Annotated in this window: 21 protein-coding genes; 4 read left to right on the top strand and 17 right to left on the bottom strand. The window is 74.3% G+C overall.

Features of this window, described 5'->3' with window-relative positions:
- Positions 1-24: 24 nt before the first annotated feature.
- The 13 genes from cofG to FMM08_RS01405 all read right to left on the bottom strand — a co-directional run bounded on the left by cofG (position 25) and on the right by FMM08_RS01405 (position 14,259).
- Positions 25-1,317 (bottom strand): 7,8-didemethyl-8-hydroxy-5-deazariboflavin synthase CofG, encoded by a 1,293-nt coding sequence (gene cofG, locus FMM08_RS01465; RefSeq protein WP_222710275.1) that lies wholly within the window; start codon positions 1,315-1,317, stop codon positions 25-27.
- Between the two features lie 28 nt (positions 1,318-1,345).
- Entirely contained in the window at positions 1,346-1,750 is a 405-nt protein-coding gene (locus tag FMM08_RS01460; protein ID WP_147924856.1) for a VOC family protein, read from the bottom strand.
- A gap of 185 nt (positions 1,751-1,935) precedes the next feature.
- Positions 1,936-3,033 carry an adenosine deaminase gene (locus tag FMM08_RS01455; protein WP_147924539.1) on the bottom strand — a complete coding sequence of 366 codons (1,098 nt, stop codon included), beginning with the start codon at positions 3,031-3,033 and terminating at the stop codon, positions 1,936-1,938.
- A complete protein-coding gene (locus tag FMM08_RS01450) occupies positions 3,033-3,215 on the bottom strand; it encodes an Rv3202a family protein (protein ID WP_147924538.1) in 183 nt (60 codons plus the stop codon). The genes FMM08_RS01455 and FMM08_RS01450 overlap by 1 nt, the downstream gene beginning before the upstream one ends.
- A 32-nt stretch (positions 3,216-3,247) precedes the next feature.
- On the bottom strand, positions 3,248-4,195 hold the full coding sequence (locus FMM08_RS01445; RefSeq protein WP_147924537.1) for a beta-keto acid cleavage family enzyme: 948 nt from the start codon (positions 4,193-4,195) through the stop codon (positions 3,248-3,250).
- 123 nt (positions 4,196-4,318) lie between these two features.
- Entirely contained in the window at positions 4,319-5,632 is a 1,314-nt protein-coding gene (locus FMM08_RS01440; protein ID WP_147924536.1) for a thymidine phosphorylase, read from the bottom strand.
- Positions 5,633-5,752: 120 nt separating this feature from the next.
- Positions 5,753-6,157: a cytidine deaminase gene (locus tag FMM08_RS01435; RefSeq protein WP_147924535.1), complete on the bottom strand. Its 405-nt coding sequence runs from the start codon at positions 6,155-6,157 to the stop codon at positions 5,753-5,755.
- 22 nt (positions 6,158-6,179) lie between these two features.
- Complete coding sequence (locus FMM08_RS01430) at positions 6,180-7,472, bottom strand: ABC transporter permease (protein WP_222710274.1); 1,293 nt, start codon at positions 7,470-7,472, stop codon at positions 6,180-6,182.
- Entirely contained in the window at positions 7,469-8,671 is a 1,203-nt protein-coding gene (locus FMM08_RS01425; RefSeq protein WP_222710273.1) for an ABC transporter permease, read from the bottom strand. The genes FMM08_RS01430 and FMM08_RS01425 overlap by 4 nt, the downstream gene beginning before the upstream one ends.
- 52 nt (positions 8,672-8,723) lie before the next feature.
- Complete coding sequence (locus tag FMM08_RS01420) at positions 8,724-10,328, bottom strand: ABC transporter ATP-binding protein (RefSeq protein WP_147924534.1); 1,605 nt, start codon at positions 10,326-10,328, stop codon at positions 8,724-8,726.
- Between the two features lie 142 nt (positions 10,329-10,470).
- Positions 10,471-11,565, bottom strand: coding sequence for a BMP family lipoprotein (locus tag FMM08_RS01415; protein WP_147924533.1), 1,095 nt, complete (start codon positions 11,563-11,565; stop codon positions 10,471-10,473).
- A gap of 294 nt (positions 11,566-11,859) precedes the next feature.
- Entirely contained in the window at positions 11,860-13,080 is a 1,221-nt protein-coding gene (locus tag FMM08_RS01410; protein WP_222710272.1) for an amidohydrolase, read from the bottom strand.
- 18 nt (positions 13,081-13,098) lie between these two features.
- Entirely contained in the window at positions 13,099-14,259 is a 1,161-nt protein-coding gene (locus FMM08_RS01405; protein WP_147924852.1) for a mannose-1-phosphate guanylyltransferase, read from the bottom strand.
- Between the two features lie 268 nt (positions 14,260-14,527).
- On the opposite strand from FMM08_RS01405, the gene sdhC reads away from it, so the two are divergent.
- From sdhC to FMM08_RS01385, 4 genes are read left to right on the top strand one after another with little or no spacing between them, the layout of a single operon-like run.
- Positions 14,528-14,920 (top strand): succinate dehydrogenase, cytochrome b556 subunit, encoded by a 393-nt coding sequence (gene sdhC, locus FMM08_RS01400; protein WP_147924851.1) that lies wholly within the window; start codon positions 14,528-14,530, stop codon positions 14,918-14,920.
- A gap of 15 nt (positions 14,921-14,935) precedes the next feature.
- Entirely contained in the window at positions 14,936-15,418 is a 483-nt protein-coding gene (locus FMM08_RS01395; RefSeq protein WP_147924532.1) for a succinate dehydrogenase hydrophobic membrane anchor subunit, read from the top strand.
- 33 nt (positions 15,419-15,451) lie between these two features.
- Positions 15,452-17,209: a succinate dehydrogenase flavoprotein subunit gene (sdhA, locus tag FMM08_RS01390; RefSeq protein WP_147924850.1), complete on the top strand. Its 1,758-nt coding sequence runs from the start codon at positions 15,452-15,454 to the stop codon at positions 17,207-17,209.
- 5 nt (positions 17,210-17,214) lie between these two features.
- Entirely contained in the window at positions 17,215-17,973 is a 759-nt protein-coding gene (locus tag FMM08_RS01385) for a succinate dehydrogenase iron-sulfur subunit (protein ID WP_147924531.1), read from the top strand.
- A 225-nt stretch (positions 17,974-18,198) separates the two neighbouring features.
- On the opposite strand, the gene FMM08_RS01380 is transcribed toward FMM08_RS01385, so the two are convergent.
- The 4 genes from FMM08_RS01380 to FMM08_RS01365 all read right to left on the bottom strand — a co-directional run bounded on the left by FMM08_RS01380 (position 18,199) and on the right by FMM08_RS01365 (position 24,537).
- Positions 18,199-20,163: a S9 family peptidase gene (locus tag FMM08_RS01380; RefSeq protein WP_255471928.1), complete on the bottom strand. Its 1,965-nt coding sequence runs from the start codon at positions 20,161-20,163 to the stop codon at positions 18,199-18,201.
- Positions 20,160-22,685, bottom strand: a complete 2,526-nt coding sequence (locus FMM08_RS01375; protein ID WP_255471927.1) for a carboxylate--amine ligase/circularly permuted type 2 ATP-grasp protein — start codon at positions 22,683-22,685, stop codon at positions 20,160-20,162. The genes FMM08_RS01380 and FMM08_RS01375 overlap by 4 nt, the downstream gene beginning before the upstream one ends.
- A 29-nt stretch (positions 22,686-22,714) precedes the next feature.
- On the bottom strand, positions 22,715-23,830 hold the full coding sequence (locus tag FMM08_RS01370; RefSeq protein WP_147924530.1) for a YihY/virulence factor BrkB family protein: 1,116 nt from the start codon (positions 23,828-23,830) through the stop codon (positions 22,715-22,717).
- A gap of 104 nt (positions 23,831-23,934) precedes the next feature.
- Positions 23,935-24,537, bottom strand: a complete 603-nt coding sequence (locus FMM08_RS01365; RefSeq protein ID WP_255471925.1) for a 2'-5' RNA ligase family protein — start codon at positions 24,535-24,537, stop codon at positions 23,935-23,937.
- Positions 24,538-24,541: the final 4 nt, after the last annotated feature.

Below are 24,541 nucleotides of genomic sequence, written 5' to 3'. Positions count from 1 at the left end.
CAGCAAGTGCGGAAGGGAGGGGGCTCAGGCGGCGGGACGGCGAGGGGCGAGGCCGACCGGACGGCGGCCCTGCACCGCCAGCCCGTCGGGGCCTGCGAGCGCCGAGACGGCCGGGCGCACGGCCGGGTCGAGCCAGCGCTGCGCGTCGAGGGCGTGCTCGGGCTGCAGCGCGAGGCGCTCGCGCAGCTCGAAGCCGCACTCGGCGGACCAGCGGGCGAGGTCGTCCAGGTGCGGCCAGGGCCGCTCGGGGTTGACGTGGTCGGGCGTCAGCGGGCTGACGCCGCCCCAGTCGTCCACGCCGGCGCGCAGCAGCAGCGCCAGCTCGGCCGGGTCGGAGAGGTTGGGCGGCGCCTGCACGCGCACGTCCGCGCCGAGCAGGAGCCGGGCGACGGCGAGCGCGGCCGCGTACTCCTGCAGGGCCAGGTCGGGTTCGCCGCGCATGGCGGTGCGCGGCTTGGCGCGGAAGTTCTGCACGATCGCCTCGCGAACGTGGCCGTGCCGCCGTGCGACGTCAACGACCGCCAGCAGCGACTCGACGCGGTCGGCGGGGGTCTCCCCGATGCCCAGCAGCACACCGGTGGTGAAGGGGACGGCGGCGGCGCCGGCGTCCTCGAGGACCTGCAGCCGCACGGCCGGGTCCTTGTCGGGGCTCCCGTAGTGGGCGGCGCCGCGACGCTCGAAGAGGTCGCGGCTGGTGGTCTCGAGCATCATGCCCATCGACGCCGCGACCGGGCGCAGGTCGGCGAGCTCGTCAGCGGTCATGACACCCGGGTTGAGGTGGGGCAGCATCCCCGTCTCCTCGCGCACGCGGACGGCGAGGTGGCGCACGTACGCCAGCGTGGAGCCGAAGCCGTGCGCGTCCAGCCACTGCTGCGCCTCGGGCCAGCGGGCCTCCGGGCGGTCGCCGAGGGTGAAGAGCGCCTCCTTGCACTCCAGCGCGGCACCGTCGCGGGTGAGCGCGAGGACCTCGTCCTCGGTCATGAAGGGGGCACGGCCGGCGCGCGCCAGCTGCAGGGGGGTGTCGACGAAGGTGCAGTAGTGGCACCGGTCGCGGCACAGCGTGGTGAGGGGGACGAAGACCTTGCGCGAGTACGTGACGACGCCGGGGCGCCCGGCCGCGGCGAGCCCGGCGTCGCGCACCGCGGAGGCGAGCCGCAGCAGCCTGTCGAGCGGCTCGCCCGGGCCGAGACCGCGGGCGGCGAGCAGCACCTCGGCCTGGTCCGGCTCGAGGGTCGCTCCGGTCTCGGCGCTGCTCAGCGCGTCGGCCACGGATCGGTCGCTCGGCGGCAGCGTCGGGTCCGGCAGGGTGGTGCTCACCGCACGAGGCTAGGTCGAGGCGCGGGCCTCACGCCGCCGGGGAGGGGGCGGGGAGCTGCTGCAGCACCCAGGCGTTGCCGTCGGGGTCGTTGAAGAAGACGAACCGGCCCCACGCCATCTCGTCGACCTCGGTGCACTCCACGCCGCGCGCCAGCAGGTCGGCGCGGGCGGCGTCGGCGTCGTCGACGACCGCCTGCAGGCCCTTCTGCTCGCCCGGCCGCATGGGCGTGACGCCCTCGCCGAAGGCGAAGGAGCACGCCGAGCCGGGCGGCGTGACCTGCAGGAAGCGCAGCCCGTCGGTGACGCGCTGGTCGTGGTCGCAGCCCCAGCCGAGCACCTCGGCGTAGAAGTGCTTGGCGCGGTCGACGTCGGAGACGCCGATGAAGACGAGCTCGAGCCTGGCGCTCGTCGTGCTGGTGGCCGGGGTGTCCATCGGGTCGCCGGAGGCGAGGGTGGACCTCGGGGTGCTGCCGGGGTTCGTCTGGACGTCGTCGTCGCTCATGCGTCAGCAGGGTGGCACCGGCCACCGACACCCCGGAACCCTCCCCCACCGTGATCATGGGCGTCCGCCACCCGCAGGGGTGGCGGACGCCCATGATCACCGACGGGGGTGCGGGGTCAGTCGGCCCAGCCGGGCAGGACGACGTGCTCCAGCAGCGCCATCCGCTCGTCCTGGCCGATGAACGCCGCGTCGAGGGCGTCGAGGGTGACCTGGCGGAAGTCGTCCCAGCCCCAGCCGGCCTCCTCCGCCAGGAGCACCATCTCGTCGGTGAGCGTGGTGCCGGTCCAGAGCCGGTCGTCGCTGCTCAGGGTGATGGTGAAGCCGAGGTCGCGCAGCGCGGTGACCTGGTGGCCGGCGATCGACGGCGAGGTGCCGGTCTGCGTGTTGGACCGCGGGCACACCTCCAGCGGCACCTGCCGGTCGCGCACGTAGGACGCGACCCGACCGAGGTGCGGACGCGCAGACGCGTCGTCACCCCCCACGGTGACGTCCTCGAGCACCCGCACGCCGTGCCCGAGGCGGCTCGCGCCCACGGCCAGGGCCTGCGCCACCGACTCCGGCCCGACGGCCTCGCCCGCGTGCACGGTGAAGGGCAGGAGGTTCTCGCGCAGCAGCGCGAACGCGTCCGCGTGGTCGGTGGCCGGGAAGCCGATCTCCAGACCGGCGATGTCGAAGCCGACCACGCCCGCGTCGCGCCGCGACAGCGCGGCCCGGGCCGCCTCCAGCGACCTGTCGGCCTGGCGCATCGCGCAGACGATCGCGCCGACGCGGATCGGGCGCCCGGCGTCGGCGGCCTCCGCGGCACCGGCGTGCAGGCCGGCGAGCACGGCGTCGAGGACCTCCTCGATGCTCAGGCCACCTGCGGTGGACAGCTCCGGCGCGAACCGGCTCTCCATGACGACGACGCCGTCCGCGGCCAGGTCGAGCACGCTCTCGCGCGCCACCCGCTCAAGGGCGTGGGGCGTCTGCAGCACCGCGGTGGTGTGCGAGAACGGCTCGAGGAAGGCGGCCAGGGAGCCGGAGTCGGCCTGGCGCTGCACCCACGCGGCCAGGGCCTCGGGGGTGCTCTCGGGCAGCTCGTGGCCGATCTCGTCGGCCAGCTCCAGCAGGGTGGAGGCGCGCAGGCCGCCGTCGAGGTGGTCGTGCAGCACCACCTTCGGCGCCCGGGCGAGCCGCCCCCGCAGGTCGGTCGTCGGCTCGTGCAGGTCGCTCATCAGCGGGTCTCCTCGTCGTCGTCCTCTGCGAGGTCCGGGACCACGAGGCGCTGCTCGACGACGTCGGCCTCGGAGGCCTCGACGTCCCCGATGGGGCGGTCCAGGTCCGCGGCCGCGTCGTCCTCGTCGGGGACGGCGGGGCGCAGCTGGTCGGCCAGGTCGGCGGGGTCGGTCTCGCTCACGCCCGCCAGGCTAGTCAGGTGGGCCGGCCCGGTCAGGTGAGGTGGTACAGCGCCCGGGCCTCCTCGTGGGTGGCGATCGGCCGCCCGACCTCCCGGGCGATCTCCTGCGCCTGCTGCAGCAGCTCGAGGTTGGTGGGGTTGCGCGCCGGGTCGTAGAAGAGCTCCAGCCCGGTCTTGATGTGGCCGCCCAGCTCGATGGCGCGGCGCAGCACGCTCGTGTCGTCCAGGGCGCCTTGGCCCCAGATGGAGATGTACCAGGGGTGCTCGACCCTCGCCTGCTCGATGAGGTGCAGGTAGAAGTACAGCGACTCCAGCGTCGGCGGCACGCCGTTTGTGGCGATCGGCTCCATGGCGGTGAGGCCGTAGTCGCCGATGAGGTAGAAGTCCCACATCGATCCCGGCGTGGTGAGGCCCCTGTTGACGTAGTGCATCGCGTGCCGCAGGTGCCCCGGCTCGTAGACGCCGAAGACCATGGGGATGCCGCGTTCGCGCAGCATCCTCACCTGCCCCGCGGTCTGCGCGAGGTCGAAGCCGAAGGTGGGGCCGCTCAGGTAGCCCTCGTCGTCCTGCTCGGTGGCGAACAGCGTGTAGCCGGTGTCGAGGCAGGCGACCTTCGCGCCACCGTCGTCGTTGAGCAGGGCCACGTGCTCCAGGCCGTGCTCGCCGGGCAGCAGGCGCAGGTTGTTGCAGGTGGTGGGGTACCAGGTGATGTCCGGGTGCCGGTCGAGCACCTTCTGCCAGGTGCGCAGGTAGTCCTTGTGGGCGTCCCGCCCCAGCAGGTCGAAGCTCGTGTTGTGCGCGTGGATCGCCCCGGCGCCGGCCTCCCAGCAGCGGATCGCGTCCTCGGCGATCTCGTCGTAGCTGGTCGGGGTGTTCGGGTTCATCTCCTTGCTGCGCACGCCGTTGATGTGCGACTCGATGACCACCGGGCCGTCCCAGCTGGGTGCGGCGTCGGCGTACCTGTCGAGGGCGGTGGCCACTCTGCCTCCTCGGAGCGCGGCGGCCCCTCGCTGGACCGCCTCGATGACCCGAGGCTAAGCGGCGACCACCGCCTCGACAAGTTCTTGCGCCATCTGAATATCTATCCAGAGAAGCGGCGGGGGTCAGCCGGTGCGGCCGAGGACGACGTCGACGGCCGAGGTCGCCGCTGCCCCTGCGGGGCCCACGTCCCAGCCACCCTCGAGCGCCGCCAGCGCCCGCTCGAAGCGCTCCGGGGTGTCGGTGTGCAGCACGGCCAGCACGTCCCCGGCGCGGACGGCGTCACCGGGCTTGGCGCGGAGCTCCACACCGGCCCCGGCCTGCACGGACTCCCCCGCGCGGGCCCGCCCGGCGCCGAGGCGCCAGGCGGCCAGTCCCACGGCCATGGCGTCCAGGCGGGTCAGGGTGCCGTCGGCGCCCGCGCGCACCTCGTGGGTGTGGCGCGCCACGGGCAGCTCGGCGGACGGGTCTCCGCCCTGCGCGGCGATCATCCGCCGCCACACGTCCATGGCGCGGCCGTCGGCGAGGGCGTCGGCCGGGTCGACGTCCCCGCGACCGGCCGCGGCGAGCATCTCGCGGGCCAGGGCCAGGGTGAGGTCGACGACGTCGCGCGGGCCGCCGCCGGCGAGCACCTCCACGGACTCGCGGACCTCCAGGGCGTTGCCGGCGGTCAGGCCCAGCGGCGTGGACATCTCCGTGAGCAGCGCCACCGTGCGCACCCCGGCGTCGGTGCCGAGGTCGACCATGGTCCGCGCGAGCTCCTCGGCGTCCTCACGGGTCTTCATGAACGCGCCCGTGCCGACCTTCACGTCGAGCACCAGCGCCCCGGTCCCCTCGGCGATCTTCTTGCTCATGATGGAGCTGGCGATGAGCGGGATCGCCTCCACCGTGCCGGTGACGTCGCGCAGCGCGTAGAGCTTCTTGTCAGCGGGGGCCAGGCCGGAGCCGGCGGCGCAGATGACCGCGCCGACGTCCTCGAGCTGCGCGAGCATCTCGTCGTTGGTCAGCGCCGCGCGCCAGCCGGGGATGGCCTCGAGCTTGTCGAGGGTGCCGCCGGTGTGGCCGAGGCCCCGGCCGGACAGCTGCGGCACGGCCACGCCGCACGCCGCCACCAGCGGCGCCAGCGGCAGCGTGATCTTGTCGCCGACGCCGCCGGTGGAGTGCTTGTCGGCCGTCGGCCGGCTCAGGCCGGAGAAGTCGAGGCGCTCCCCGCTGGCGATCATCGCGGCGGTCCACCGGGAGATCTCACGGCGGTCCATGCCGTTGAGCAGGACGGCCATGGCCAGCGCGCTCATCTGCTCGTCGGCCACCACGCCGCGGGTGAAGGCGTCGACCACCCAGTCGATCTGCGAGTCGGTGAGCTCGTGGCGGTCGCGCTTGGCGGCGATGACCTCGACGGCGTCGTGGGGCTCGGTCTTCTGCGCGGTCTGCTCGCTCACGCGGCTCACCCTGCCACCGCCGGCCGGGCGTCCCGCAACCGAGCGCCCGGCTGCGGTTCCGACACCCTCCCGGACCGCAGCCGGGCGCCCGGCTGCGGTCCGGGAGGACGACGACGGCGGTCAGCCGCGCTCCAGCTCCTCGGGGCCGAAGCCCTGCGGCAGCACCTCGGCCATGGTCTGCACGCCCTCCGGCGTCGAGACGAGCAGTGACCGCCCGCCGTGCTCGTAGAGCAGCTGGCGGCAGCGCCCGCACGGCATGATCAGCCGCGCGTCGTCGCCTCCCACGCAGGTGAACGCGACCAGGCGGCCACCGCCGCCGGCCACCAGCGACGACACCAGCCCGCACTCGGCGCACAGCGTCACGCCGTACCCGGCGTTCTCGACGTTGCACCCGGTCACCACGCGCCCGTCGTCCACCAGCGCCGCCGCGCCCACGTGGAAGCGCGAGTAGGGCGCGTAGGCCCGCTGCTGCACCTCGCGGGCGGCGGCGAGCAGCCCGTCCCAGTCGACGTCCTGAGCCTGCACGAGAGCGCTCCTCACCTGTCGGTCACTGCTTGACGTAGGGCTGGCCGTCGGCGGCGGGGGCGCGCACCCGGCCGACGAGCCCTGCCACGGCGAGCACCGTCGCCAGGTAGGGGGCCATGAGCAGGAACTGGCTCGGCACCGGCGTGGAGATGGAGCTGAGGATGTCCTGCAGGTTGGTGGCCAGGCCGAACAGCAGCGCCGCGGCGAGCGCGCCCTTCGGCGAGTACCGCCCGAAGATCATGGCGGCGAGGGCGATGTAGCCCTTCCCCGCACTCATGTTCTGCCCGAAGGCGAGGCTGGCGCCGAGGGTGAGCATCGCGCCGCCGAGGCCCGCCAGCGCACCCGCGATGAGCACGTTGACGAACCGGGTGCGGTTGACGTTGATGCCCACCGTGTCCGCTGCGCGCGGGTGCTCGCCCACGGCGCGCACCCGCAGGCCCCACCGGGTGCGGAACAGCGCGACGTGCACCGCCACCACGGCGGCGTACATGAGGTAGACGATCACCGACTGGTTGAACAGCACCGGCCCGAGCACCGGGATGTCGGACAGCAGCGGGACCGCCACCGGCCCGAGCCCGGGCGGGGTGTTGAGGGCGCGGTCGGCAGACAGCACCGTGCTGAACAGGTAGTTGGTGAGGCCCAGCACCAGCACGTTCAGCACGACGCCCACGATGATCTGGTCGACGAGGTAGCGGATGGCGAAGATCGCCAGGAGCAGCCCGACGAGCACGCCGGCCAGCGGAGCGGCGACGAGCCCCAGCCACGCGTTCTGCGTGGCGCTGGCCACGACGGCGGACAGGAACGCGCCGGCCAGCAGCTGTCCCTCGATGGCGATGTTGACCACGCCGGCGCGCTCGGACACGACGCCGGACAGCGCCCCGAACACCAGCGGCACGGCCAGCACGAGACCTCCGCCGAGCAGGCCGACCAGGCTGATGCGCTGCCCGGCGACCACCCAGACGAGGAAGCCGACCACCCACAGCAGCGCGAACGCCGGCACCGTCCAGCGCGGAGCCGGCCGCCCCGCCCTGCGGGCGAGCTCGACGACGACGACGAGCGCCACGCATAGCAGGCCCACGAGCCAGCCGGTGGGGCGGCCCGGCAGCGGCAGGTCGGGCAGCTCGACCGCCGCTCCCCCGCCGGACAGGGCGAAGGAGGAGCTGCCGGCCGGCCCGAAGCCGCCGAAGAGCAGCAGCGCCAGCGCGGCGAAGACGGCCATGACCCACACGGGCCGGGCGCTGGTGCGCTCCGGCGCCGGCGCGGGCGCCTGCTGCGCCGGGCGGGGGGTGGGGTCGACGGGTGCGGCGGTGCTCACGCGGCGGCTCCCTGGCGCTCGGCGGTGGGTGCGGCGGCGTCGGTCCCGGCGCCGCGGCGGCGCTTGGTCTCGAGGCGGAAGATCGCCCGCACCAGCGGCGGGGCCGCGATGAGCAGGACGATCACCGACTGCACCACGAGGACGATGTCGATGGGGGTGCCGGTCTGCGCCTGCATGAGCACGCCGCCGGCGCGCAGCGCGCCGAACAGCAGGCCCGCCAGCACCACGCCGAAGGGGCGCGATCGCCCGAGCAGCGCCACGGTGATGGCGTCCGGGCCGATGGAGCCGGCGATGCCGCCGGTGAGGGACTTCTCCGTGCCGAGCAGCTGGGCGGCGCCGGCCAGGCCCGCCAGCGCGCCGGCGGCCACCATGACGCCCACGTAGGCGGCGGGCACGCTCATGCCGGCGGTGCGCGCGGCGGCCGGGTTGGCCCCCACGGCGCGCCAGCGGAAGCCGAGCGTGCTGCGCTCCACCAGCCACCACACGACGGCGGCGGCCACGAGCACCACGAGGAAGCCCAGGTGCAGCCGGAAGCTGTCGCCCAGCAGCAGCGGGAAGGCCGCGGAGTCGTCCACCGGCGGGCTGATGGGGTTGGACGCGCCGGCGCGCTGGAAGGTGCTCGTGGTGAGCAGGTACGCCAGCAGGTACAGGGCGACGTAGTTGAGCATGATCGTGGTGATCACCTCGGGCGCCCCGGTGCGGGCGCGCAGCAGGCCGACCAGCCCGCCCCACAGCGCGCCGCCGACGAGCGCGGCGAGCACGGCCACGACGAGGTGGATGCCCGGCGGCAGGTGCAGCCGGAAGCCGACCAGCCCGGCGAGGACGACGCCGATGATGAGCTGGCCCTGGGCGCCGATGTTGAACAGGCCCACGCGGAAGGCCACGGCCACCCCGAGGCCCGCGGCGATGAGCGGCGTCGCCACCGTCAGCGTCTCGGTGATGGGCCGGAACTGGCGCACGGTGGTGCTGCCCTGCGGGTCGTAGACCGCCCCGCGGAGCATCGCCCCGTAAGCCTCGGTGGCCGCGCGCCACCCCGAGGTGATGGCGTCGGTCGGACGGGCGAAGAAGTAGCCCATCGCGTTCTGCGTGTCGGCGTCGGTCAGGGCGATGAGCACCCCGCCGAGCACGAAGGCGACGACGATGGCGAGCAGCGACACCAGCCAGCTGCTGCGCCTGACGTCTTCCAGCCAGGCCTTCACCGGTCGGTCCTCTCGATCGTCGACGGATGCGTCGTGGTGGCGGTGGTGGCGGTCACGTCGTGGCCACCGGGTCGTCGCCGGCCTCCGCAGCCGCGACCTCCACCTCGCTGGGGTGCGCCGCGGCCTGCGCCACGGCCTCCGCCTCGGGGACCCCGGCCATCATCAGCCCCAGCACGTCGCGGAGGTTCTCGTGGGCGTCGGCTGCCACCACGCCCACCACCCGACCGCGGTACATCACCGCGATGCGGTCGGCCAGGGCGAGCACCTCGTCGAGCTCGGTGGAGACGATGAGCACCGGGGTGCCGGAGTCGCGCTCGGCGATGATCCGCTGGTGGACGAACTCGATGGAGCCGACGTCCAGGCCGCGGGTGGGCTGGGAGGCGATGAACAGCTGCAGCGGGCGGCTCAGCTCGCGGGCGAGCACCACCTTCTGCTGGTTGCCGCCCGACAGCGTGCCCGCCGCCACGGCGGGGCCCGAGGCGCGCACGTCGAAGGCGCCGATGAGCTGCTCGGCGTTGGAGCGCAGCGCGCCGCGGTCCAGGGCCGGCCCCTTGGCGAACGGCGCGCCGCGGTGGCGGTCGAGCACGAGGTTCTCCTCGATGGAGAAGGAGCCGACCAGGCCGTCGTGGGTGCGGTCCTCGGGGACGAAGCCGACCCCGGCGTCGAGCACCTGGCGGGTGTTCAGGCCCACCAGCTCGGTGCCGCCCAGCGTGATGGACCCGGCGAGGTCGTCCTGCAGCCCGACGATCGCCTCGGTGAGCTCGGTCTGGCCGTTGCCCTGCACCCCGGCGACGGCGAGCACCTCACCGCGGGCGATGTCGAGGTCGACGCCGTCGACGGCGCGCGCGCCGGCGTGGTCGCGCACCACGAGGTCGCGGACCTTGACCGTCACCTCTCCCGGGGTGGCGGGCGCCTTGGCCACGCCGAGGGAGACGCTGCGGCCCACCATGAGCGCCGCCAGCTCGTTCTCGGGGGCCGTGGGGTCGGCGGAACCGACCACCTTCCCGCGCCGGATGACCGTGATGCGGTCGGCGATGGCGCGCACCTCGCGCAGCTTGTGCGTGATGAAGACGATGGAGGTCCCCGCGGCCGTGAGCTGGCGCATGATCGCGATGAGCTCGTCGGTCTCCTGCGGGGTGAGGACCGCGGTGGGCTCGTCGAGGATGAGCACCTCCGCGTCGCGCACGAGGGCCTTGAGGATCTCCACGCGCTGCTGGACGCCCACGGGGAGGTCCTCCACGACGGCGTCTGGGTCGACCGCGAGGCCGTACCGGTCGGACAGCTCGCGGACCCGGCGGCGGGCGCTGTCCAGGTCCAGCAGCCCGACGCCCCTGGGGCCGCGCGTGGGCTCGTGGCCGAGCACCACGTTCTCCGCGACGGTGAAGACCGGCACCAGCATGAAGTGCTGGTGGACCATGCCGATGCCAGCGGCCATGGCGTCGCCGGGGCCGGTCAGCTCCAGCGGCCGGCCGTCCACGAGGATCCGGCCGGCGTCCGGGCGGTAGAGCCCGTAGATGACGTTCATGAGGGTGCTCTTGCCGGCGCCGTTCTCGCCGAGCAGGCAGTGCACCTCACCGGGGGCCACCACCAGGTCGATGCCGTCGTTGGCGACCAGCGCCCCGAAGCGCTTGGTGATCCCCTCGAGCGCGAGCTCCACGCCCGCACCTCCTTCCGTGGCTGCAGCGGGTCCGGCTGACGCGCCGGCTGACGCGCCGGCTCACCTCAGACGTGCTCGGGCCCCCCGGCACGCTACCGAGGGGCCCGAGCGCTGACGCCGTCGAGGCGGCGTCAGCGGCACGTCACGGGGTGGACTTGGACTCCACCTTGATGGCGCCGCTGGTGATCTGCTCCTGCAGGGCCTTCACCTCGTCCTTGAGCTCCTGGGGGACCTGGGAGTCGAGGTCGTGGAACGGCGCGAGCGAGACGCCGCCGTTCTCGAGGGTCCCCACGTAGGGCTGGCTGGAGAAGGAGCCGTCGACCTCGGACTTCACCGCGGCCTGCACGGCGGTGCCGATCTGCTTGACCACCGTGGTGAGGATGATGTTCCGGTAGTCGGGCTGGGTGTTGTAGCCGTCGGAGTCGACCCAGATGACCTTGACGTCCTTGCCGCCGTCGTTCGCGGCCTTGGCCGCGGCCAGCGTGCCGGCGCCCACCGGGCCCGCCACCGGCAGGACGATGTCGGCGCCCTGGTCGATGAAGTTCTGGGTGGTGTTGCGGCCCTTGGTGGCGTCGGTGAAGTCGCCGGTGAAGGAGCCGGTCTGGGCGGCCTTGTCCCAGCCGAGCACCTTGACGCTCTTGCCCTTGTCCTGGTTGTACTTCGCGACGCCGTCGCTGAAGCCGTCCATGAAGATCGTCACCGACGGGATCTGGATGCCGCCGTAGGTGGCCACGGTGCCGGTCTTGGACGTGCCCGCCGCCACGTAGCCGGCCAGGTAGGCGGCCTGCGCGGTGTCGAACAGGAGCGGCTTGACGTTGTCGCGGGCCGGCTCGACGGTGGAGTCGACGATGGCGAACTGCAGGTCCTTGTTGGCGTCCGCGGCCTGGCCGAGCGCGTCGGCCAGGAGGAAGCCCGAGGCGATGATGAGGTTGCAGTTCTGGGTGACCAGCGACTGGATGTTCGGCGCGTAGTCGGCGTCGGACTTCGACTCGACCTGGGCGATCTGGATGCCGTCCTCGGACTGGGCCTTCTCCAGGCCCTCCAGGCCGGACTGGTTGAAGGACTGGTCCTTGAACCCGCCGCCGTCGGAGACGATGCAGCCCTTGATGCTCGAGCCGGAGCCGGACGCGCTGGCGGTGCTCGAGGAGCCCTCGCCGGAGGTCGTCGGGGCCTGGCCGCACGCGGCCACCAGCGCCAGGGCGCCGACGGCGGCGACGGTGCCAAGGATCTTCTTCACGTGGGGGTTCCTCCAGCAGGCGCAGGGCGCCGAGCGCCCTGGTCCGGCCCGGGTCGCCGCGGTCGCGGCGTCCGCTGAGAGCGGGCAGGGGTGCTGTCCGCGCCCTCGGGCGACGTCGGGGCGAGGCTAGGCGCCGTCCCCGCCGGGGGACGAGGGCCGGGTCGCGATCGATGCCGTTCCGTGACCCGCGCGGGCCGCGCACCCCGGTCGTGGTCGATCACCGGCCCCATCGGGCTACGGCCGGTGATCGACCGGCGACGGCCCGTCGCGATGGGAGGTCACACGGTCACGCCGTCACGCCGGCGGAAGGCGGAGCGCCTCGAGCGCCGCCCCTGCGAGCAGGCGCGCGCCGTGGGCGACGGCCCGCTCGTCGGCCTCGAAGTCGCCCCGGTGCAGGTCGTGCGTGGGCCCGCCCGGCGTGCGGGTGCCCAGCCGGGCCATGGCGCCGGGCACGTGCTGGAGGTACCAGGCGAAGTCCTCCCCGCCCAGGCTCTGGTCGGTGGGGACGGCGGCGCCCTCCCCCAGCTGCTCCTCGGCGGCCCGCTGCAGCAGGCCGGTGCTCACGGCCTCGTTGACCACGGGCGGCACGCCGCGCTGCAGGTCGACGTCGGCGCGCAGCCCGTAGGGCGCGACCACCTCGCGCACCACCTCCGGCAGGAGGTCCCCGGCGTCCTTCCAGGCGTCCTGGCGCACGCAGCGCAGCGTGCCCTCCGCCACGCCCACCCGCGGGATGGCGTTCGCGGCGCCGCCGGCGCTGACGCGGCCCCACACCAGGGAGACGCCGGCGCGGGGGTCGAGCCGGCGGGACATCACGGCCGGCACCTCGGTGACCACCTTGGCGAGGGCGAAGACGAGGTCACCGGTGAGGTGCGGCCGGGAGGTGTGGCCACCAGGGCCGTGCAGCTCCACCTTGACCTGGTCGAACGCGGAGGTGATGGCGCCCACGCGCAGGCCCACCCTGCCGACGTCGGTGTGGGGGTCGCAGTGGACGGCGAAGATGCGCTCCACGCCGTCCAGCGCCCCGGCTGCCACGACGCCCAGCGCACCGCCGGGCGTGACCTCCTCGGCGGGCTGGAACAGCAGCCGCACCCGGCCCGGCAGGTGCCCGGCGCGCGCGAGGTCGGCCAGCACGAGCCCGGCGCCGAGCACCGCGGTGGTGTGGAGGTCGTGCCCGCAGGCGTGCGCCACCCCGGGCACCGTCGAGCACCAGGGGCTGGAGGTCTCGTCGGCCAGCGGCAGCGCGTCGAGGTCGGCCCGCAGCGCCACGGTGCGCGGGCCGGCCCCCACGTCGCAGACCAGCCCGGTGCCGGGCAGCAGGCGCGGCTCCAGTCCCGCGGCGGTGAGCCGCTCGGCCACCTTGGCGGTGGTCCGGTGCTCGGCGTGCGCCGTCTCGGGGTGGGCGTGGACGTCCCGTCGGAAGGCCACCAGGGCCTCCAGGCGCGGCGCCAGGAGCTCGGTCAGGGAGCGGGGCCGTTCCGGCTCGCGCTCCGGGGACCGGCGGACGTGGTAGGTCACCGCAGGATCATGCGCGCATCAGACGAGGTCGTCGCGCTCGCGCTCGCGCCACGCGCCCACGAGGCCCTTGACGGACTGCGCGTGCTCACGCGTGGTGACGAGGAGGGCGTCGGGAGTGTCGACCACGACGACGTCGGGCACGCCCAGCACGGACACGGTCCGCCCGGGCACCCCGCTGCCGGCCACGACCAGGCCGGAGGCGGCCAGGCCGAGCACGGCGGCGTCGTCGCCGAGGACCGCGACCTGCGAGGCGGCCCCGGGGACGAGCGAGGCCAGGGAGTCCCAGTCGCCGACGTCGTCCCATCCGAAGGACCCCGGGACCACGGCGACGCCGCCGGCGGCGGCCACCGGCTCGGCGATGGCGTGGTCGATGGCGATCTTCACCAGGGAGGGCCAGACGGCGTCGAGCACCTGCTCGCGCGAGGGCGAGTCCCAGGCGGCGGCGATCTCGCGCAGCCCGTCCGCCAGGGCGGGGAGCTGGCCGTGCAGATGGCCGAGCAGGACGCCCGCGCCCACGACGAACATGCCGGCGTTCCACCGGTAGTCGCCGGTGGCGACGTACCCGGCGGCGGTGGCCGCGTCGGGCTTCTCCACGAACTCCGCCACGCGCAGCGCGTCCGGGGCGCCGGGCACGGACAGCGGCGCCGAGCTGCGGATGTAGCCGAACTGGGTGGCCGGGCCGGTGGGCGAGATGCCGATCGTCACGACCTCGCCGGCGCGGGCCGTGGCGACGGCCTGGGCGACGGCGTCGCCGAACGCCTCGTCGTCGTCGATGACGTGGTCGGCCGCGAACGAACCGAGCACCGCGCCCGGGCCCTCGCGGTGCTCCAGCACCGCGGCCGCCAGCCCGATCGCGGCCATGGAGTCGCGCGCGGAGGGCTCGAGCAGGAGGTTGCCGTCCCGCAGGTCCGGCAGGGCGGCGCGCACGGCCGCGGCGTGGGCGCGCCCCGTCACGAGCAGGAGGTGGTCGGCGCCGGCCAGCGGCTCGAGGCGGTCCCACGTGGCCTGCAGCAGCGAGCGCCCCGAGCCGGTCAGGTCGTGGAGGAACTTGGGGGCGCCGGCGCGGGAGAGCGGCCACAGGCGCGTGCCGGCGCCGCCGGCGGGCACGACGGCGGCGAAGCCCTCGATCCGGCCGCCCGACCGGACCGGCCGGCCGGCGCCGGCCTCGGACGGGCTCAGGGGGGCGTCACTGGCTGTCACGCCGCCAGCCTGGCACAACGGCGTGAGGCGTAGGTCACCTCAGCGCGCCGTCCGGGGAGCGCGACCACCCCGCAGGGCTAGGCTCGCGACCGACGCCGCAGTCACGGCCCGCTCCCGGTGGGGCACCAGCCACCACCCAGGACGGACCGCGCGGGGCGCCGACACCAGTTCACGCAGACCCTCGCCCGACGGGGGCCTCTGCCGTTCACAGGGACACAGGGAGGCGCACTCCGTGGCACGCACGCTGATGCCGACGGTCTCAGGGCCCACCGGCACCCTCTACCGGGGCCGCGAGGGCATGTGGTCGTGGGTCGGCCACCGCATCACCGGTGTGCTGATCTTCATCTTCCTGCTGGTGCACGTGCTGGACACGGCGCTGGTGAACGTCTCGCCCGAGGCGTACAACGCCGTGATCGGCAGCTACAAGAACCCGGTCGTGGGCATGGGCGAGGCCGGCCTCGTCGCCGCCGTCCTGTTCCACGCCTTCAACGGCATCCGCGTGATGCTCATCGACTTCTGGTCGAAGGGCCCCCGCTACCACCGCCAGCTCTTCTGGGGCGTCATCGCGGTGTGGGTGCTGCTGTTCGTGCCGTTCATGGTCCGGCACATGATGATCATCTTCTCCCCGGTCCACGGCTGAGAGAGGGGCACCGCGATGACCGCCGTCCAGTCCACCCCCGGCCCCGCCGAGGCGATCGACGCCCCGCGCTCGCCGTACCGGCGCAGCAAGCCGACCAAGACCAACTTCGAGCTCTACGCGTGGCTCTTCATGCGCATGAGCGGCGTCCTGCTCGTCGTCCTCATCCTCGGCCACCTGCTGGTGAACCTCGTCCTCGGCGACGGCATCCACCAGGTCGACTTCGCCTTCGTGGCGGGCAAGTGGGCCTCGCCCTTCTGGCAGGTCTGGGACCTGGCGATGCTGTGGCTGGCGATGCTGCACGGCACCAACGGCGTCCGAACGATCATCAACGACTACGCCGAGCGCAACGGCACGCGCTTCTGGCTGAAGATGGCGCTCTACCTGGCCTTCACCCTCACGGTGGTGCTGGGCACGCTGGTCATCTTCACCTTCGACCCCTGCCCGACCGCGGCGGGGATCGACCCGGCGGACCTGCCCAGCTTCTGCCCCGCCCGCTGACCACCGGCTCGAGGAGGACCCCCCATGGCTGAGGTGCAGTTCCACAGCTACGACGTCGTCATCGTCGGTGCCGGCGGTGCCGGCATGCGCGCGGCGATCGAGTCGGGCCAGCGCGCCCGCACCGCCGTGCTCACCAAGCTCTACCCCACCCGCTCCCACACCGGCGCGGCGCAGGGCGGCATGTGCGCCGCCCTCGCCAACGTCGAGGAGGACAACTGGGAGTGGCACACCTTCGACACGGTCAAGGGCGGCGACTACCTCGTCGACCAGGACGCCGCCGAGGTGATGTGCAAGGAGGCCATCGACGCCGTCCTCGACCTCGAGAAGATGGGGCTGCCGTTCAACCGCACCCCCGAGGGCCGCATCGACCAGCGCCGCTTCGGCGGGCACACCCGCAACCACGGCGAGGCCGCCGTGCGCCGCTCCTGCTACGCGGCCGACCGCACCGGCCACATGATCCTCCAGACGCTCTACCAGCAGTGCGTCAAGCACGAGGTGGAGTTCTTCAACGAGTTCTACGTGCTGGACCTGCTCCTCACGGACGTCGACGGCGTGCGCACCACCGCGGGCGTCGTGTCCTACGAGCTGGCCACCGGCACCATCCACGTCTTCCGCGCCAAGTCCGTGGTGCTGGCCACCGGCGGCGCCGGGAAGGTCTACAAGACCACCTCCAACGCCCACACCCTCACCGGTGACGGCATGGGCATCGCCTACCGGCGCGGCCTGCCCCTGGAGGACATGGAGTTCTTCCAGTTCCACCCGACGGGCCTGGCCGGCCTCGGCATCCTGCTGAGCGAGGCGGCCCGCGGCGAGGGCGGCATCCTGCGCAACGGCGAGGGCGAGCGCTTCATGGAGCGCTACGCCCCCACCATCAAGGACCTCGCCCCTCGCGACATCGTGGCCCGGTCCATGGCCAACGAGGTGCGCGAGGGCCGCGGCGCAGGCCCCAACAAGGACTACGTGCTGCTCGACCTGACGCACCTGGAGCCGGCGCACATCGACGCCAAGCTCCCGGACATCACCGAGTTCGCCCGTACGTACCTGGGCGTGGAGCCCTACACGGAGCCGGTCCCGGTCTACCCGACCGCCCACTACGCCATGGGCGGCGTCCCGACCGACGTCACGTCGCAGGTGCTGGCCGACAACGACACCGCCGTGCCGGGCCTGTTCGCCGCTGGCGAGGTGGCCTGCGTGTCGGTGCACGGGTCCAACCGCCTGGGCACCAACTCGCTGCTCGACATCAACGTCTTCGGCAAGCGCGCGGGCATCGCAGCGGCCAAGCACGCGCTGGCCACCGAGACCTTCGCCGACCTCCCGGAGAACCCCGAGGCCGACGTCGTCGCGATGGTCGAGGGGCTGCGCTCCTCGACCGGCACCGAGAACGTCTCCGTCCTGCGCCGCGAGCTGCAGGAGACCATGGACGCCAACGCCCAGGTCTTCCGCACCGAGACCACGCTGAAGCAGGCCATGGCTGACATCGACGCCCTGCGCGAGCGCTACGGCCGCGTCCGGGTCCAGGACAAGGGCCAGCGGTACAACACCGACCTGCTCGAGGCCGTCGAGCTGGGCTTCCTGCTGGAGCTGGCCAACGTCATCTGCGCGGGTGCGCTGCACCGCACGGAGAGCCGCGGCGGGCACTTCCGCGAGGACTACCCCAACCGCGACGACGCCAACCACATGCGCCACACGATGGCGTACCGCGCGGTCGACGAGAACGGCCACGAGGGCGTGCGGCTGGACACCAAGCCGGTCGTCACCACCCGCTACCAGCCGATGGAACGGAAGTACTGAGCACCATGGCTCGAGAGACCGACGCGGCGCCCGAGGCGAAGGTGGGCGCCATCCCGAGCTTCGAGGTCACGGTGCGCATCCGCCGCTACGACCCCGAGCGCGACGAGGCCCCGCACTGGGAGGACTACAAGGTCCAGGTGCACGGCACCGACCGCATCCTCGACGCCCTCCACAAGGTCAAGTGGGAGCAGGACGGGTCGCTGACCTTCCGCCGCTCCTGCGCGCACGGCGTGTGCGGCTCCGACGCGATGCGCATCAACGGCGTCAACCGCCTGGCGTGCAAGTCGCTGCTCAAGGACCTCGACCCGAGCAAGCCCATCACCGTGGAGCCCATCAAGGGCCTGCCGGTGGAGAAGGACCTCGTGGTGGACATGGAGCCGTTCTTCCAGTCCTACCGCGAGGTGATGCCCTTCCTCATCACCTCCGGGCACGAGCCGACGAAGGAGCGCCTGCAGTCCGCCCACGACCGCGAGCGCTTCGACGACACCACCAAGTGCATCCTGTGCGCGGCGTGCACGTCGAGCTGCCCGGTGTTCTGGACCGACGGGCAGTACTTCGGCCCGGCCGCGATCGTCAACGCGCACCGCTTCATCTTCGACAGCCGCGACGAGGGCGCTGACCTGCGCCTGGAGGTCCTCAACGACCGCGAGGGCGTGTGGCGCTGCCGCACCACCTTCAACTGCTCCGAGGCGTGCCCGCGCGGCATCCAGGTCACCAAGGCGATCGCCGAGGTGAAGCAGGCGCTGCTGACCCGCAAGGTCTGACGCCCCGCCCGGCAGGGCACGCACGTCAGGGCCGCGCCCCTCCGCTCGTCGGAGGGGCGCGGCCCTTCGTCGTCGTCCGGCCCTCCCCCGGCCGCACTTTCCGCGGCAAGTGCCCTTCCCTGGCCCTTGATGGCGCACTTTCCGCAGCAAGTGCGAGAAGGGCAGGTGCGTGTGTCGCACTTTCCGCGGCAAGTGCAAGAAGGGATGGGAGAGCGGGCCGCCGGGTCAGAGGGGGCCGAGGTGCTCGGCGAGGAACCGCACCACCGCGGCGTGCAGGGCGCGGCGGGAGTCGGCGCGGCGGTAGTCGTGACCCTCACCCGCCAGCTCCAGGTACTCCACCGGCGGCGCGGACTCGTCCACCTCCGCCCTCTCGCGCAGCGCGGCGACCACCTGGTGGGCCTCGCCGATGGGCACGTTGGTGTCGTGCTCGCCGTGGACGACGAGCAGCGGAGCGTCGACGTCGTCCACGGCGCGCAGCGGGGACAGCGCCTCCAGCAGGGCCCGGTCGCGCTCGGGGTGGCCGTACTTGGTCACGGCGACGGCGCCGATCCAGGGCTCGGTGTCGCGGTAGAAGGTGGTGAGGTCGCTCATGCCGCACACGTCGACCCCGGCGGCGAAGACGCCGGGGGTGAACGCCAGCGACGCCAGCACCAGGTAGCCGCCGTAGGAGCGGCCCGTCACCGCGATGCGCGCCGGGTCGGCCACCCCGGTCTCGACGAGGTGGTCGGCGGCGGCGAGCACGTCGGCGAAGGCGTCCCAGCGCTTCTCGACGTCGTCGGCGTGGACGAACTCCCGCCCGAACCCCGACGAGCCGCGGACGTTCGGGGCGAGCACGGCGATCCCCGCGGCCGCCAGGGCCTGGTGCTGGGGGTTGAAGGTGGGGCGCTCCTGGGCCTCCGGGCCGCCGTGCAGCCACAGGGCCGCCGGCCCCGGGCCCCCCGAGCCCGCGGAGGACGACGACGAGGGGTGCGGCCGGTAGAGCCACCCCGTCAGCGCCAGCCCGTCCCTGCCGGGGAAGCGCACCAGCTCCGGCTCGACGAGCGCGGACTCCGGCAGCTCGGGGGCGTGGGTGATGCGCGACCACGCGCCGGTGGCCACATCGACGTGCCACAGCTCGCGGGGGCGGCGCGGTCCCTCCACCCCGAGCACCACCGAGGAGCCGTCGCGGGAGAGCACCGGGTCGGCGGCGACCTGCCCGGGCATGCCGGTGATGGGGGTGCGCTCGTGCGTGGAGGTGTCGAACAGCTCCAGCTCGCTGCGCCCGGCGCAGTTCCACACGAGCAGCAGCAGGCGGCCGGCGTCGTCGGCGTCCAGGCCCTCCAGCTCGGCGTCGTCGCGGACCGCCAGCGCCCGCGGCTCGCCCTTGAAGCCGTGCGGGCCGAGCGCCAGGCCGATGAGCTGGCGGCGCGCCAGACCGACGTCGGAGGCCAGGTACACCCACAGCGGGCCGGAGTCGCCCTCGGGGGCGGGGCGCAGCACCGCGCGGTCCGTGGAGCCCGTGGCGCCCGGCTGCAGGAGCGGGAAGTGGGAGTCCTCCAGCCTGTCGACGGCCACGCAGAACTGGTGCCCGCGCTCGCCGTCCTTGAGCACGAGGAAGCGCTCCTCGAGCGAGACGTCCAGCACGGTGGTGTTGGCGCCCTCGGCGAGCGGGTCCAGGCGACCGGTGGCGGGGTCGGCGAGGAACGAGCGGGTGGGCCGACCCGCCCCGGCGGACGGCAGGGTGACCACGAGGCGGTGGCCGCTGCGGGTCCACGGGCCGAGCGCGGCGTGCTCGGCCTCGGCGCCGCCGGCGATGCGGCGGGCGTCGCTGCCGTCGGGACGCACCACCCACACCTCGGTGCGCACCCCACCGCCGGTGGCGACCTCCACACCGAGCCAGCGGCCGTCGGCGGCCCAGTTGAGGCCGACCACCGGGTCGGGGGTGCCCAGCGGCAGGTGGTGGGCGCGCGGCAGCGCGGCGGACTCGGGCAGGCCGGTGACCACCTCCTGCACCCACACCTGCGGGGTGCCGGACCTGTCCGAGACGAACGCCACCCGGCGCGCGTCCGGGGTCATCACCGGGCTCCAGCTGCCCCAGGCGCCGACGAGGTCGTCCGCGAGCGCCACGGCCCGCTCGACCGCGCTGCTGGCCACCGCGGTGCCCTCCACCGGCGCCACCTCCTCCGTCGTCGTGGTGCTCTGGCCCGTCACGTGAGCAGCCAGGTGTCCTTGGCGCCGCCCCCGCGGGAGGAGTTGACCACCAGGTTGCCCTCGGGGGCCACGCGGGTCAGCGCGACGTCGGCCACGCGGGCGTCGCCGCGGCCGTCGCCGACCACGTGCGCGAAGACCCGCAGGTCGACGTGGCGGGGCACGAGCTCGCCGCCGGCGAGCGAGGGCAGGGAGGAGAGCTGCACGAGCTCCTGCGCCACCCACCGCTGCGGGGCGGCGGCCACCTCGGCGCGCCGCGCGACCACCTCGGCGGCGCTGGCGGCGGGGCCGATCATCACCCCGGAGCCGCCGTGCCCGTCGACGGGCTTGGTGACGAGCTCGCCGATGCGCTCCAGCGCGGCGCGGCGCTCGCCCTCGTCGGCGAGGAGGTAGGTGGGCACCTGCTCGATGAGCTGGCGCTCGGACAGGTAGTAGCCGATGAGCTCGGGGACGGCGCGGTAGACGGCCTTGTCGTCGGCGACGCCGTTGCCGGGCGCGTTGGCCAGGACGACGGCGCCGGAGGCGGCCGCGTCGAGCAGCATCGCGCCGACGGGGCGCCCGGCGCCGTCGACGAGGTCGGCGAGGTCGCCGTCGAGGCGCAGGTACACCGCGCCGACGTGCTCGGGCCGCCGGTGGGGCGAGGTCGCGAGGACGCGGCCGCCGACGACGTCGAGGTCTCCCGCCCCGAGCAGCAGCAGGCCCGCGCCGCTGGCCAGGGCCTGGTGCTCGTACCAGGCGCCGGAGCCGGGACCGCTGGAGAGCAGCGCGGCGCGCGTGCCGGGGCGGGCGTGCGCGAGCAGGGTCGCGCGCAGGCGCTCGTAGTAGGCGGCGGGCGCGGCCAGGCCCTCGGGGCGCGGGACCTCGGGCACCACGGCGTCGAGCAGGTCGCGGGCGGCCACCGCGAAGGCGGCGCCGCTGGGGTCGCGCAGGTTGTCCTCCAGGACGCGCCAGCCGCCGTCCTCCCCGCGCACGAGGTCGAAGCCGATGACGGTGGCCCGCACGGCCGTCGACGGGATGCGGCGGCCCTCCTCGCGCCAGCCGGGGGCGCCGACCACGGCGGAGGCGGGCAGCAGGCCGTCGGCGAGGACGCGCTGGGCGCCGTAGACGTCGCGCAGGAACCTCTCGAGGGCCACGGCGCGCTGCTCCAGGCCGGCGCGCAGCTGCGCCCACTCGTGCCGCCCCAGGACGCGGGGCACGAGGTCGACGGCGAAGCGGCGCTCCTGCCCGCCCACGCGGAAGCGCAGGCCCGCGGCGTCGGTCCAGGCGTCGCGGGCGCGCTCGCGGCGCCGCAGCTCCTCCGGGCCGAGGTCCTCCAACGCGGTGAGCACCGGTGCGTACAAGGGCCGGGGCTCCGCGGAGGAGGCCACCGCCTCGTCCCCGGCCCGCACCCGGTAGCGGTGGAGCGCCTCGGTGCTGGGCGGGCGGCCTCCGGCGGGGCCGTGGGTCTCCTCCACGACGAGCCTGACGACGTCGTCGAGGTCGCCGTCCTCGGCCAGCGCGGCGCGCTGGCGGTCGGCGGAGTTGCCGCGGGCCAGGGCCCGCTCAGCCAGGGACCGGACCTGCTCACCGTCGCCCAGCTCGTCGAGGACCGGCGCCAGGCGTTCCACGAGCGCCCGCACGACGTCCGCGGCGGGTGCGGGCTGCGGGTGCTCGGACCTGTCCAGCAGGCGCCCGCGCAGCCCGCCGCGAGCCGCCTGCCAGATGGCGGCGCGGTGCAGCGGGGCGGGCCTGTCGCGACGGGGGACGCCCTGCTCCACGGAGGTCTCGGCCTCGCGGACCAGAGCGCGGAACAGGCCGGCGATGAGCACGGCGTCGTCCACGAGGGGGCAGGCGTCGCAGACGCGCAGCTCCAGGGTGGGGGCGTGCGCCGAGGGCCTGACGTCGAAGTAGGCCATCTTCGCGTCGGCCATGACGCCGGAGCCGATGAGGTCGGCCAGGAGCGCGTCGTACTCGGCGGCCGAGGCCAGCGGCCCGGTGGCGCCGGCGGTGGGCCAGCGCTGCCACACCGTGGTGCGGATGCTGGCGTAGCCGGTGTCCTGCCCGTTCCAGTACGGGGAGCTCGCCGACAGGGCCAGCAGCACGGGCAGGTCGGGGGCCACCCGCTGGGCGATGTCGACGGCGAGGTCGCGGTCGGCCACGCCCACGTGCACCTGCGTCCCGCAGATGAGCTGCTCGTCCACGAGGAGCCGGTACTGCTCCTGCATGCGGCCGTACCGGCCGGTGGCGGTCAGCTCGAAGTCGGCGAACGTCGACCGGGGCGCGGTGCCCACGGCGGCCACGCCCAGGCCCTCGCGCGCGGCGACCTCCACCAGCTGGGCCCGCAGCCGCAGCAGCTCGGCGCGCAGACCGTCGAGGGAGTCCACCACCTCGGTGTTCGTCTCCACCGTGGTGCGCTGGATCTCGGCGGAGTACCCCTCGCGGGGCAGGCGGGAGAGGACCTGGGGGGCTCGGGCCGAGAGCTGCAGCGTCTCGAGGTCGATGAGGTGCAGCTCCTCCTCGGCACCGAGCGTCAGCGCGGAGGCCACGGGCGCACCCTAGCCCGACCGGGTGGTCCTCAGGGGTTCCGCTTCGGGGGTCGCACCGCGCCGATCACGCCCCTGGCACCGCCCAGGAGAAGCGCGGCCCCGGTGGCCACCGACGCTCCGAGCACCACGCCGGCCGCCACCTGCACGCGGTCAGCGGCGCGCTCGCCGTGGGAGGGGATGTGGTGCGGCAGCGACGCGCGGGCCAGCGCGGCGTCGGCGGCGGGACCGACCGGGGGCCCCAGCACGGGGGCGCCCTGGTCTGCGGTGAGGTGCGCGACCACCACCGGGTCGGTGGCCGCCCACGCCGCCGTGGTGAGCACCACGCGGAAGAGGATGTTGAGCCAGACCAGCAGGCCGGCGATGACGCCGGCCGTGGTGAGCAGCGGGTTCGACGTGCCGGTGAGGAAGCTCAGGCCCTGTCCGGCGAGGATCTTCAGGACGCCGAACAGCGCAGCCCCCAGCAGCGCCGCCGAGCGCAGGTGCCGCCACGGGATGGCCAGGCGGCTCAGCACGCGCAGGAGGATGACGAAGATCACCCAGTCCGCGGCGAAGACGATGCCGATGCCCAGCACGTAGAGGACGGCCTTGGACAGACCGCTCTCCTGGAGGCCGACCAGGCCCAGCAGCCACGGCGCTGCGGCGTTCACCGCGATGGAGGCGACCGCTGAGCTCAGCACCGCCAGCCCGAGGGTGATGAGCATCCCCAGGTCGCGCGCCTTCTGCCACCAGATGGCGTGCTGGTCGGTGGCGACGCCGAACATGGCGCGCACGCCCTCGCGCAGCGCGTCGATCCAGCCCGTGCCCGCCAGCAGCGCGATGACGAGGGTGATGGCGCCCGTGGTGGACAGGGCGTTGGTGTTGAGCAGCGACTGCGGGTCGAGCGCGGCGCCTCTGTCCGGGTCACCGAGGAGGTTGGGGACGTAGCCGTTGATGGTGCTGACGACGGTGTCCAGCAGCGCCGGGTTGGCCGCCAGCACCCGCCCCGAGATGGTGAAGAGCAGCACGAGGATCGCCGAGAGCGAGAACAGCGCCACGTACGCCAGGCCGCCGGCGAGGATCTGCCCGCGCTCGCGGCCGTAGTGCGCCAGCGCCCGTCCCAGGTGGCTGGCCTGGTACTTCTGCCAGAGGCCCAGCACCGCGCCCATCAGGCGCCCCGGCGGCGGGGGCGGGCAGCGGCGGGCGCGTCGATCACGCCGCCGATCGTGGCGCACCCCCGGGCCGCGCGCCCGCCGAGCGCCAGCCGCCCGTGTCAGCCGCCCAGGCGGAAGGTCTGCACCGATCGCCAGCGGCCGTCGGTGCCGAGCTCGTACAGGTCGACCTCGCAGACCTCGAAGGACGCGTCGTACCCCGACAGCTGGGCGCTCGCCTCGTCGAGCACCGCGTCGTCCAGCTGCTGGGCCACCGTCACGTGCGGGTGGAACGGGAAGCGCCGCTGCGTGCCCAGCACCCCGCTGCGCACCCTGTCCTCCAGGGCGGTGCACTCGTGCGCGCCCGCGGCCAGGCGCACGTAGACCACCGGGGTCACCGGGCGGAAGCTGTCGGTGCCGTCCAGCTCCACGCGGAACGGCCCGCCGGCGGCGGTGGCCCGCGCCAGGTGCTCGCGCACCGCCGGCAGGTCAGCGCGCCGCACGGCCGTCGGCGGGACGAGCGTCACGTGCGCGGGGACGGTGGCGCCCAGGGGGTCCCCGAAGCTGCGGCGCCAGGCCTCCAGCTCCGCGGCCCACGGCTGCGGCACGGCGATGGCCACGCCGATGAGGACCTCACCCGCGGCCGGGACGACGGTGAAGACGCCGGTCAGCGCCTCGGCGCCCCCGGGGGCGACCGCGCCGCCCGCCGACCTCGTCGTCGTCACCAGG

The sequence above is a fragment of the Quadrisphaera setariae genome (assembly GCF_008041935.1).
Lineage (GTDB): Bacteria > Actinomycetota > Actinomycetes > Actinomycetales > Quadrisphaeraceae > Quadrisphaera > Quadrisphaera setariae.
The sequence above is the reverse complement of the archived record's forward strand: the minus strand, read 5'-3'. Positions and strand labels throughout refer to the sequence as shown.